This is a genomic window from Clostridium estertheticum (assembly GCF_018861295.1).
GTDB lineage: Bacteria > Bacillota > Clostridia > Clostridiales > Clostridiaceae > Clostridium_AD > Clostridium_AD estertheticum_D.
Window position 1 is genome coordinate 1 of the sequence record NZ_JAHLDM010000047.1, and the last position, 11,061, is coordinate 11,061.

The 11,061-nt window shown below is 29.1% G+C and carries 8 protein-coding genes and 1 pseudogene; 3 read left to right on the plus strand and 6 right to left on the minus strand.

Annotation, left to right across the window (positions count from 1 at the left end; translation table 11 throughout):
- Window positions 1-1,394: pseudogene (locus KPL54_RS24985) on the plus strand (hypothetical protein); the annotation flags it as partial.
- 205 nt (window positions 1,395-1,599) lie between these two features.
- A complete protein-coding gene (locus KPL54_RS24990) occupies window positions 1,600-2,229 on the plus strand; it encodes a hypothetical protein (RefSeq protein WP_216109212.1) in 630 nt (209 codons plus the stop codon).
- Between the two features lie 95 nt (window positions 2,230-2,324).
- Here the strand turns inward: KPL54_RS24990 and KPL54_RS24995 are convergent, their stop codons facing one another.
- Window positions 2,325-3,884, minus strand: coding sequence for an FN3 domain-containing metallophosphoesterase family protein (locus KPL54_RS24995; RefSeq protein ID WP_216109213.1), 1,560 nt, complete (start codon window positions 3,882-3,884; stop codon window positions 2,325-2,327).
- A gap of 359 nt (window positions 3,885-4,243) precedes the next feature.
- Here KPL54_RS24995 and KPL54_RS25000 point away from each other — a divergent pair, with 359 nt between their 5' ends.
- Window positions 4,244-5,446: a YibE/F family protein gene (locus KPL54_RS25000; RefSeq protein WP_216109214.1), complete on the plus strand. Its 1,203-nt coding sequence runs from the start codon at window positions 4,244-4,246 to the stop codon at window positions 5,444-5,446.
- 355 nt (window positions 5,447-5,801) lie between these two features.
- Here the strand turns inward: KPL54_RS25000 and KPL54_RS25005 are convergent, their stop codons facing one another.
- The 5 genes from KPL54_RS25005 to KPL54_RS25025 all read right to left on the minus strand — a co-directional run bounded on the left by KPL54_RS25005 (window position 5,802) and on the right by KPL54_RS25025 (window position 9,771).
- Window positions 5,802-5,969: a type II toxin-antitoxin system RelE/ParE family toxin gene (locus tag KPL54_RS25005; protein ID WP_216109215.1), complete on the minus strand. Its 168-nt coding sequence runs from the start codon at window positions 5,967-5,969 to the stop codon at window positions 5,802-5,804.
- Between the two features lie 198 nt (window positions 5,970-6,167).
- Window positions 6,168-7,643 carry a transposase gene (locus tag KPL54_RS25010; RefSeq protein ID WP_216109216.1) on the minus strand — a complete coding sequence of 492 codons (1,476 nt, stop codon included), beginning with the start codon at window positions 7,641-7,643 and terminating at the stop codon, window positions 6,168-6,170.
- A 7-nt stretch (window positions 7,644-7,650) separates the two neighbouring features.
- On the minus strand, window positions 7,651-8,052 hold the full coding sequence (gene tnpA, locus KPL54_RS25015) for an IS200/IS605 family transposase (RefSeq protein WP_216109217.1): 402 nt from the start codon (window positions 8,050-8,052) through the stop codon (window positions 7,651-7,653).
- A gap of 149 nt (window positions 8,053-8,201) precedes the next feature.
- On the minus strand, window positions 8,202-8,459 hold the full coding sequence (locus tag KPL54_RS25020) for a type II toxin-antitoxin system prevent-host-death family antitoxin (protein ID WP_171298169.1): 258 nt from the start codon (window positions 8,457-8,459) through the stop codon (window positions 8,202-8,204).
- An 844-nt stretch (window positions 8,460-9,303) separates the two neighbouring features.
- Complete coding sequence (locus KPL54_RS25025) at window positions 9,304-9,771, minus strand: hypothetical protein (RefSeq protein WP_216109218.1); 468 nt, start codon at window positions 9,769-9,771, stop codon at window positions 9,304-9,306.
- Window positions 9,772-11,061: the final 1,290 nt, after the last annotated feature.

Genomic DNA, 11,061 nt, shown 5'->3' on the forward strand with positions numbered 1-11,061 from the left:
GCTTTAGTTGTGGAGCTAAAGGTGACATTTTAACTGCCGCCCAGTATACCGAGGGTATAGAAGGATTTCATAATAGTATGAAATTTTTAAGTACAAAATATAACGTTGAAATTGAAACCGAGGGCCCTAAGCCTTCTACAAACCGAGACTTTAAGACGAAACAAAATTTTAATTATCAAAAGAAAACCACAGCTAAATATTATTATGAGGATGAACTTGGAAATATATTATATAAAATCTGTAGAAGAGAGTGGATGGATAATGGCAAAAGAAAAAAAGATTTCATGGCTTATGCTAAAGATAATAGTGAATGGAGCTTTGGAATAAAGGCTGCGAGACATGTTATTTATAAGCTACCAAAGGTTTTAGATGGCATTAAAAATGATAAGACTATTTTCTTTGTAGAAGGAGAAAAATGCGTGGATGAGATTTTCAAATTAGGACTGGTCGGAACTACCACTGCTTTTGGAGCTAGGGGATTTTCAGCTTATAGTGCAGATTATGTTGCTTCTTTAAAGTCCGCCAATATAGTAATTCTACCTGATAATGATGAAAGTGGTAAAGCTTATGCAAATGATGTTCTAAGTGTTATAAAGAATGTGGTCAAATCTGTAAAAATAATAGAGCTTCCCGGTTTAAAGCCTAAAGGGGATATTGTAGATTGGGTGGAAAATGGAGGCACTGTAGACGATTTAATAACTTTGGTTAATAAAGCAGATGAAGCGGTAGAAAACGTCTCCGTGCAGAATAAACCTATAGGAAATATTTATGTAGATGAGTTTTGTTACTACAAATATTATAAAAAGCAGATAATTAATATCTCTAATTTTATTATTAATCCAAAATATTATATTGAAAATGAAGGTGATACTCAAATTATAGGTGATATCGTTACCCAGGAAGGGGTTATAGGCGAGAGGACTTTTAAAACCTCCGATTTTGATGATGTATTATCTTTTAGAAGAGCACTAAACAGCTTTAAAACTTTTTATATAGGAAGAATCGAGGACCTTCAATATATAAGATTTATTATTTCAAGTAAAACTAGTGATATAAGGAAGGGCGTTACCTACAGTGGTTTTCATAAAATTAATAATCAGTGGTGCTTCGTGTCTGAGCATGGTGCTTTAAATTCTGAGGGAGAGCCCACTTTAGATATAGCTATGCAAAATCAATATGCAGAGCTTAATACTAACATTCTAAAGAATGATGTTATTACAAAAGAAGAGCTTTTAGAAGTTGCACCATATTTATTTAAATTTAGCATACTTAAAAATACTGCGGCCATATTAGGTTATGTATGTGGTTTGTTTCTGAAAGAAAAGCTTAAACGGAGTAGAATTCAATATAACCATCTTTTAATAGAAGGTGAAAGCAGTAGCCACCCTAGATAAAAATAGAAGTTTTATTCCTAGAGCTTCAGTGATTTTATCTTGAGAAGTAGGTATTGAGGAAACGGCAAACATAGGAAGAAGCCTTAGAGTTATCTTTGCAACTTCTTATTTTGATGAGATAACCAAAGAAAGTCTAGAAAAATTAAAGGGAAATTCTATTTTACTTAATAAACTTGGAGTCAGTCTTTTAAAGGAGGCCTTAAAAATGAGCGAGGAAAAAATCAAAGAAATCCATAATTCAATTTTTGAAAAAGCCATTGGTAATGATATTAAAAATGACAGAGTTAAAAACTCTCTAGCTAACTGTATGATTGGTATAGCTTTACTTAAGAGGGTATTTGATGATTTCGATTTGAATATGGAGGAGTGCACTGGTTTTACAATGAAGGAGATTATATCATCAATAGAAAGAGGGGCTTATGAGGACTTGTTAGATGGAGGAACCTCGAATAAAACAGTTATAGAGCAAAATTTTGAAACTATGAATCGTATGGCAGCTAATAATGAACTTTTAAGAAATATCGACTATGATGCAGTTCTTGATTTAGATGGAGATTTTGTGCTTCGCCTTAATTATACATGCTTTTACGCTAGGTTTGTAAAATACTGTAGAGAGCATAATGTGACTCATGAGGTGTTGCCACTGAGTAGTTTCAAAAAACAATTAAGTAATATGCAGTACTGTAAATGCTACAATAAGCCTGTGAATTTTTCAGTGAGACAAGAAAATCCAAAGAATAAAAAGACTTTTAGGTGTGCAGTGGTTTATATTAGTAAACTACGCGCAAAGAATGTTGATATAGATTTTATTGCAGATGATAACATGATAGATTGAAGAACATAATGATTTAGGCGATGACTGGATGTCATCGCCTTATTAGAAGAATCTCCAATACAGTCCATATTTAAATTAGTATGCACAAATAAATACTATTTTGGCATTGATGCTAATCCTGTAAGATTGTCTATCCAATTACCTGAAAAATCTTTAACATAAATTGTTCCACCACCTACTACTGCATTAGTGATTTCCTGCGCATTTAATGGATCATTCGCATAATTTAAAGCAAATGCTTTTGTTCCTATTAGTACAGTACCATTAGCCATTGCATCATAATCAGTTGTTGGTGCTTTAGCTATTGTGTAAGTATCTGTTTGTGCCATTGTGTCAGTTCTATATGTTGAAATTGTTAAATTATTATTTGTTACACTCATAAGTGAAATAGTTGGAACATGAATTTGTTGTTTAACAGCTTCGTAAGTACCATTAAGGTCAGGTGATTGCATCTCATAATATTTACTTCCGCTGGCAGAGTTAAATGTCATATAAAGTGTTCCTTTAGGGTTTACAACAGCTCCATTTGCATCTGTTGTAGTTTTCTGTGATACTCCACCTAACATTTGATTTGTTCTAGTATAACAATGATCGTGACCATATAAAACTACATCAATTTTAAGCGTATCGAACATTGCTGGAAGAATTGTTCTTCTTGTTATTATGTCTGCATCTGTTTCATGATCTGCAGAACTATATATAGAATGATGCATTGAAACTACCTTCCATTTTGCATTTGGGTTTGCTGCAATAGCACTTTTCATAAATGCCATATGACCGTCTTCACTTACGTTATTACTATTAAGCATCAAGTATAAAGTATTACCATATGTGAAGTAAGAATCTCCACCTGTTGTACCTATAACTGATCCAGAACCTGCAACTGTACCATATGTTGTTGACATATTTGGTACATTAAAGTGAGACATATGTCCATCTCCGTAAGTTTCATGATTACCTGCGATAACGGCTATTGGTAAACTTGTAAACTGAGTTGGCCTAAGATATTGTGTGTACTCTGATTCATTAATTTCTTTTTTTGTAGTAGCATCAGCAACTTCTTTACCATTATTAACTTGATCTCCTACTGATAGTAAGAAGCTGGCATTAGGAAATTTTAATGAAGCCTTGTTCATTGTATCAACCCAACCTGCTCCATCGCTTGCTACACTACCACTTGCACCAATCTGTGGGTCACCAGCTACTAATATGCTATACTGGCTTGTACTATGAGTAGTGTAATTATTAACTGTACTCCAATTAGTACCATCACCTAAGCGATATACATAAGCTGTAGATTCTTTAAATCCAGTTGCAGTTACCTTATTAGAGAAATGGCCTTCATTTCCTGCAGTACTAGTGCCCTTAAAGTTTACTGCCTTATCAATAGGGAATGTACTTCCACTCATATCAGACTTTAATGCAACTTGTACTAAACTAGAGGTTGTACTATTCGCAGAATACCAAGCAAAATTTAATTGCGTTGGATCGCTACCTGGAGTTAATGCTATATCTGTGATAGTAGTATCGACACCTGCAGCTAAAGCTATTGTTGTCTTGCCATTTGATCCAAATATTCCATTTGTCGCCAATGTAAATACAAATATAAATGCAATTAGGGAACTTAACACTCCTATTTTTTTAACTTTTTTCATGAAATCTACCCCTCATTACTTATTTTTGGTACGCTAATCATTTCATAGATACTTTTAATATTTTTACACCTTCCTTATATTATATTATCTTGTAATAATAAGCGTCGCCTAATGGCTTAATTATATCAGCGATTAAAAATTAGTTCTTTCCCATTTGTGTAAAGTATATGTTAAATATATGTAAAGTTTGAAATACATTGTATTATTAATTGAGAAAATAAATTTAGAGATTTTTATATGATTCACTTAACTTAACACAAGCTTTACAAAGACATTACCATTTAATTTTATAACTAATATATAATTAAAGTAAATTATTTTACAGAATCACATCTTAAAAATTTGTCTGGAGGAGAGATATGTTAAAAGCTTCAAGAGCATTTAAATTTACCACCTTAATTATAGGTATATTGTTTTTTTCCCTTTTTCTGTATTTTCTAAATTCTAGTACTCGCTTCACCCATAATAATCAAAATTCTACTTCCTATGTTAAATATGAAAAAGCGAAGGTATTGGTTGTTGAAAATGAATCTTTAAAAAGTTACCCAAATTCAACTAAGATTTATCTTGGCACTCAACAAATAAAAATAAAGATTCTTACTGGAGAACATAAAGGAGACATTAAGACAATTACAAACTTTTTATCAGATACTCACAATATCTACGTTAATCAAGGAATGAAGATTATTGTGGATGTGGATACTGGAAACCCAAATATGTACGCAGTGACCGTCTACAATTATTATAGAGCTCCTGTTCAATATGTTTTTATTTTAATATTCTTTGTAGCATTGTGCTTAATTGGTGGAAAGAAAGGCGTGAGATCTGCTATCGGTATCTTAATTTCTTTTATTCTTATCTTTTATATGTTTCTTCCAATAATATACAGAGGATATTCGCCCATTTTGGCTTCGATTTTGATGGTAATTATATCTTCTTGTGTTACATTATTTTTACTAAATGGGTGGAGTGCCAAAACGGTATCAGCTATTTTAGGTACCATACTTGGGGTCTTTGTTGCTGGTAGTATTGCCACTCTTATCTGCAATCTAGCTCACCTATCAGGATTTAATATGGCAGATGTGGAATCATTAAATATGATTTCAACACAATCAAACATGCAAGTTCAATGGTTACTAACAGCTGGAATTCTAATCTCTTCCCTTGGTGCTGTAATGGATGTTAGTATATCTATCGCTTCTTCCGTACAAGAGATATATTCATTAAACCCTAAACTTACTGAAAAAGAACTATTCAAGTCTGGTATGAATGTAGGCAGAGATATGATGGGAACCATGGTAAATACCCTTATTCTTGCGTTTGCAGGTACTTCACTTAGCATGTTTATAGTAATTTACTCTTACAATTTAACTAACAATCAATTGTTTAATATGGATATGGTGAACATAGTGGTGCTCGAAGGCCTAACTGGTAGTTTTGCTGTGATTTTAACCGTTCCAATTATAGCCTATATTTCCTCGCAACTTATTCCAGACTGGATTAAAAATGAAAAGAAAAAAGATATAGCTAGTAGTGAACAAGTGGGTATTGATCTAAAATAGCCACTTTATAAGCTCATCCTCAACGATATTTATTATTAATTAAAAATAACTTATATTAAAATAAATTACTATACTCTACTTAGTTTAAAATTAAATATGTATATATTTAAAGGGAATTCATTTTATTGAATTCCCTTTTTGTTGTTAATAATTACTATAGCTTGATTGGAATGAACGTTAAGTGTACAATTAATATATTCTAAATTGTTTGGCAAATTTTTTGATAATACAATACTCCTTGCACTTACACCTAAGTACACACCACCATTATCCAAAAAAAATGTGGTTTTTCATGTGAATTCTAATTCTATTTAAGATTTTAAACTCATATTAATGGCTACAATCATAGATACATCTATAATAATTTCATCCAATCTCTTTTATTATATAATATTCTAATAATCGTAACTATATTGCTCTCCTCTGTGATAATATAAAACACAATATAATTATCTACTAAAAATTTTCTTATTCTTTTATATGCCAGTCTATCATCAAATACTAAGGCATTTCTTAATGGCATTTCTTCTAAGCTGATACTCCCACACCTCAAGGAGTGGGGTTCTTAGATACGTTAACTTCTCAAATACTCTCATCTATTAAGGCTCTAATAAATTACACATATAAGAACTCATTAATTTCTCTAAAACTTTTACTACCAATCACTCTAATGAATGAATTAACGATAGTCAAGGTTCATATCAAAACCTTTTATTTGCCTCTAAATACCCATACTGCTTATCAAATTAATACTACTACTCTGTATTTTTAATATTTCTTTATCATGAAGTTTTCTAAAATTATCGAACTGCTTAAAACATAAATCTTTGTCTATTTCTTCTAAATTATCTTTTACATTCATTATTAAAAAGCTTGAATACAAATCTCTCTGTATTTTAAATTCTCCAAAATCATTCCATCTTTCAGATAATTTCTTTTTTACATATTTATCTTCTATATGATTATATTGAGATGCTTTTACTTTATAAGTATTAATCTTGGTTAACTCAGTATTATGCCATTTTAGCTTATTATCAAGTATTGTTAAAAGCATTGATGGTGCTTTATTTGCTAAACTCTTTCCAAATCGCTTTTTCTTGTTGAATTTACCGTTTGTATTAACAGTAGTTTCTTTTGACCTTGATTGAAGCCCTTTGTAATTCATAGTTTCAACTAATATTCTATCTCCTAAACTTATAATATAATTAGCTAACTTCTCATGTGATTGCTTCCTTATATAAGCTTGTTTTCTCTGAACTTCTCTTAATTCATTTTGAGTTTTGATATATTTATTTGACTTAATCCATGTCAATCTTGTTTTCTTTAAATTAGTCATAATTCCCTTTTCTATAGTCCCATTTTCATTATAATTATTAGGGTTATTACTTCTTCTTTGTCTATCTAATTTCCTGAGTAATATATTTTTTTCATGTTCTATGTTTTCTATCTCAGGACATAATTCTAATAACTTAACTTCGTTTTTACTTGATATTGCAATTGTTCTTGTACCAATATCTATACCAACATTTCCGTCACCTATTTTATTTCTAACCTCACCGGTTTCTTTATTATACTTAATTGGTGGAATTCCTTCCAGTATTAATTGAACATAATATTTATATTTACCACGAATTAATTTTCTTACCACTCTACAATATTTAATTTTATTCAACAATGACACTTGTGCATACTCATCATTTTTATTTATAATCACATTTATATCTAATCCATTCCATCTTAATTTATTGCCTATAAACCTAATTCCAGTTTTATTGGATTTTCCCTCAACACTATTCATTTCACCATACTTTTTAAAATAAACTCTATTTGATTGATGGAGCATTAATTTTTGAAAAGCACTAAAACACCTAGAAGCTATCTTTTGAGCAGTGAAACTATCTATATTATCTTTAAAATATTTCTGTATACATTTTACATATTTATGGAAAGAATACTCTGTCAAATTATATCTCTTGTTTAATTCATTAAATTTTTTATTTCGTTCTCTCCCTTTAACCATATTTATTACTTTCTCATATTCTTTCGATTCTCTCATATGGTTATATCTTTTAAACAATTCGCCTAAACAACTATTATAAATGTTTCTACTTATTTCTAATCTTTTATTTAATATGTCTTCTTGATATTTTTCTGTGTTTAATTTTAATGTTAAAATATAATTTGACGCAGCATTCACCCCCTTCTTAATATCTTGTATTTTGATTATCTACATAATTTTTTACTGTTTCACTATTTACATTGCCAGCCGTGGATACAAAATAACTTCTTGTCCATAGACTAGGCATTTTATTTAATTCTTGAAATTCTGCTCTCAAAATTTTACTTGTTGCACCTTTTATTTTTTGCATAATATCCGACGGTCCTAATTTGGGAAGACAATTTAAAAACATATGTGTATGATCCTTATCACATTCTATTGCAATAATTTCAATTTCTATCTCCTTACATACCTCTTTGACCAAACACTTAAATCTTTCTTCTACATTAGGTATTAAAAATATTTTTCTTCTATATCTTGGGCAAAATATAAAATGATAATTAATTAAAGAAACTGTTGTTTTAGTTGTTCTATATTTATTTTCCATAATATCAGTATATCCTATTATGTGTATGTTTAAACTCTTTTATACATATATATTAGATAAACTTTTATACATTATGCTATCCATCCCACACCTAAAGGAGTGGTCTTTCCGCACAATATATTGCAATTTGTATATTATAGCTACTCATTTTATAAATCTTTCTGTATGTCAGCTAACGCTTCTTTGAAAGGTCTTACTTTTTTCTTCTGCATCGCTTCTACACCTTCGTCAATTAATTTATACAATTCAAATTTACCCACAAGTTTTTCATAAGTATCAATGCTCATAACTGCTAAATCACCTTTACCGTTTTTAGTAATATAAACTGGCTCATTATACTCATGGCAAAATTGTGATATTTCAACATATTTATTTCTTAAATCTGAGCTTGGTCTTATTGCTGGCATAAAATACACCTCCCGCTTAATATATCAGTATTATATCGTTATTTTGATATATACTCAAGTCTTAAATATAGAATTTTAAATTTCAGACACTATCATGTATTCTCTTCCATATTCATTTCAATGTGAGTTCTATTGCCTTCTGACTAATAGTTTTTACACTAGTTTCTTCTTCCATTCCCTTGCTTATTTTATCGTTTTTATGCGTGTTTTACAATTTCATTACTCATATTTCTTCTATAATATTGTATTAACAATGTGGTACTTTAATCTCTTTTACACGAATAAGAGCTCCATTTAAAACTTTTGATAGATTTTATTTTAAAATTTATAGAAAAGGACTTTTTAGTGATTTAGGCATGCATGACATTAGTGTTGAGTATATTGAATTTGATGAGGAGTTTATAACTTCACGCTTAACGATATTTATTATTAATTAAAAATAAGTCTTTACAAATACCAATTACCATGTTATTATTAGCTCATAAACAAAGAAGCATAATTAACTGTTAACCTTCATTAGATAAAGTAAAAATAATCGCTAATAGAAAGGGGATAGTCCAATGCATCAAATTAAATCTTCAGAGTTTTTAGAGGGTAGTAAAAGTTTATAAATAAGAGGTCTTTATGATATGTGATAAGACAAAGAAAAATAACTTATATTAAAATAAATTACTATACTCTACTTAGTTTAAAATTAAATATGTATATATATTAAAAGGGAATTCATTTTATTGAATTCCTTTTTTGTTGTTAAAAATTATAGTAACTTGTAACCGAAAAGGTATAGCAAAATTGATTTTGCTATACCTTTTTTATTAATATAAAATGTCTAAAGAAATTATTTTCAGTTAAATAATTTCTTATTAATACTTTCTACTTCTTCCATTGTTAGTTCAGTACTTTCTACAACTATATCTATAGATACCCCTTTGCGTAAAAGCTTCTTTGCTATTTCTACAGCCTTTTTCATTTCGCCTTCTTCTCTCCCCTCTTCTCTACCTTCTTCCTTATAGTGCAATTTTCTAATGTCATCTATTGTCATTTTAAATGCACCCCCTCTTTCTTTTTTATATTCTTCATATTTCTTTTCCAATACATGGTCTTTAATTAAAAATAAGTATTGTAAAAAATCTACCAATGCTTTTATTTGATCATTGTTTTTCACTTTATCATAAGTTGATAATTCATCTGATAATTTTATTTTTGCAGCATATATATCTTCGTCTCTTGCACCTGTTTCTAATAAACTTTTTGCCATTTTAAAAACTAACTTCAAAGGATTATCATCACTAATCCTTTCACGTAATATCATGTCTTATATTTCGTTTTTAAAACCAATTTATTTTTTATTCAACAAGTACTTTAACGATTACCGTGTGAATAATACACAAAAACTTAAAATCCGTAAATATTGTAACTGTTATATAAATTTGCTATACTAATACAAATGTAGTAATTATGAATATATATTCTATATCAGAATAATTCTAAAATTCAATTTTCATTATAAATACCAACATATATTTTTTTGTAAAAAATCACAATAATGTAGGAGGTCGTTTTATGAATACTACTTATGCTGCTATTTTTTTATTGTTTGCAGGTTCTTTCTGTTGTTCTATGGCTGTAATTATCTATAGAAATAAAAACAAACATTAAAGAGGAAAAACTATATTTAATTTAAAATTGAATATATCTATATATTAAAATGGAATTCATTGAATTTCCATTTTGTTTTTAAAAATTAAAAAGGTTACTTATGTCCAATTTTCACTAAGTTGATAATTATTTCATCCCCACTATCATGATAAAAACCTTATTTGTCAACAATTAATTAAACTATTATTTTCAGTTAAATAATTTCTTATTAATACTTTCTACTTCTTCCATTGTTTTTGCTATTTCTATAGTCTTTTTCATTTCGCCTTCTACTTTTATTGAACCCTCTTCCATAATCGTTTGTAAGCTTGGTGATATATGTACTTATTCTTCACGTAGGCTTTTATGTACAACATTAATTTGCTACTAATTACCGTTCCGTTACAATTTATTCTAATTCATTACAACCTCTTGTAATCATCGCAAACCCCTAAGATACCTACATTGAAACATAAATATATATATATATTACAAAAAAACAAAAACACCTTATTAATATAAATGCAAAAATTGTCTTTATAAATAAATTTCCAGCTTTTAAAACTCTACTCTATTATATACCCCCCTGATAAATTTGTAATTCAATAAGCAAATCACTTATAAAGCCTTATAAATCAATGAACTAAGCTAATTACATAACTCATATTTATTTACAATATTACTATTTCACAAAATAATTAGTAATAATTTATAATTTTACCGTAAATACCTATCACAAGAGCATATATATTTACTGAAAGTGTAATCCAAAGACAATTTTTGTTATTTTTCAGGGATTTATTCTAGAGATAATGCTTAGTGATCTAAGCCGCACAAAAGTAATTAGGGGGTTATTTATGATTAACAAAATTGCAGAAAGATGTATTAGTGAGATACAGGATCATTTAAAAGATTATGTAATGGAACATAGCAGCAAAAATAAAAACAGAAAATTTACCTGTTT

What these genes read in the sequence shown, in the direction of transcription:
- KPL54_RS25025 (WP_216109218.1), bottom strand. Translation starts at nt 9,771, where the DNA reads ATGATATTACGTGAAAGGATTAGTGATGATAATCCTTTGAAGTTAGTT.
- KPL54_RS24990 (WP_216109212.1), top strand. Translation starts at nt 1,600, where the DNA reads ATGAGCGAGGAAAAAATCAAAGAAATCCATAATTCAATTTTTGAAAAA.
- tnpA (WP_216109217.1), bottom strand. Translation starts at nt 8,052, where the DNA reads ATGGAAAATAAATATAGAACAACTAAAACAACAGTTTCTTTAATTAAT.
- KPL54_RS25000 (WP_216109214.1), top strand. Translation starts at nt 4,244, where the DNA reads ATGTTAAAAGCTTCAAGAGCATTTAAATTTACCACCTTAATTATAGGT.
- KPL54_RS24995 (WP_216109213.1), bottom strand. Translation starts at nt 3,884, where the DNA reads ATGAAAAAAGTTAAAAAAATAGGAGTGTTAAGTTCCCTAATTGCATTT.
- KPL54_RS25005 (WP_216109215.1), bottom strand. Translation starts at nt 5,969, where the DNA reads ATGCCATTAAGAAATGCCTTAGTATTTGATGATAGACTGGCATATAAA.
- KPL54_RS25020 (WP_171298169.1), bottom strand. Translation starts at nt 8,459, where the DNA reads ATGCCAGCAATAAGACCAAGCTCAGATTTAAGAAATAAATATGTTGAA.